This window comes from Candidatus Symbiopectobacterium sp. NZEC135, assembly GCF_025962695.1.
Map to the genome: position 1 here is coordinate 1 of NZ_JAGFPF010001478.1, position 530 is coordinate 530.

Genomic DNA, 530 nt, shown 5'->3' on the forward strand with positions numbered 1-530 from the left:
TCGCGCATGGTGGTCGATCTTAATCGCCCTGCCGACGATACGCCGCTTTACGCCAGCGCCACCACCGGACTGTTTCCCAGCACTTTGTTTGACGGCACGCCTACTTTTGTCGCGGGTAAAACACCGACGCCCGAGCAGCGTAACAGCTACCTGCAACATATCTGGCAGCCCTATCACCAGCAAATCCAGCAAGAACTCGCTCGTCTGAAAGCGCGTTACGGCTATGCACTGCTGTTCGATGCCCACTCCATCGCCTCACACATTCCGCGCCTGTTTGACGGCAAGCTGCCCGATTTGAATATCGGCACCAACGGTGGCGAAAGTTGTTCCAGCGCGGTGGAAGCCGCAATACGCGCGTGCTGTGACGCGCAGGATCAATACCGTTGGGTGATTAACGGGCGTTTCAAGGGCGGCTACATCACTCGCGCCTACGGGCAACCCGCGCAGCAGCAACATGCAGTGCAGTTGGAACTGGCACAGTGTAACTACATGGAAGAGCAAGCGCCCTTTGCCTGGCATGCAGAGAAAGC

General features: G+C 57.7%; 1 protein-coding gene. It reads left to right on the top strand.

Annotation, left to right across the window (positions count from 1 at the left end):
• Window positions 1–530: N-formylglutamate amidohydrolase (locus J5224_RS34925; protein WP_264629378.1), on the top strand; the 530-nt coding region annotated here is incomplete at both ends.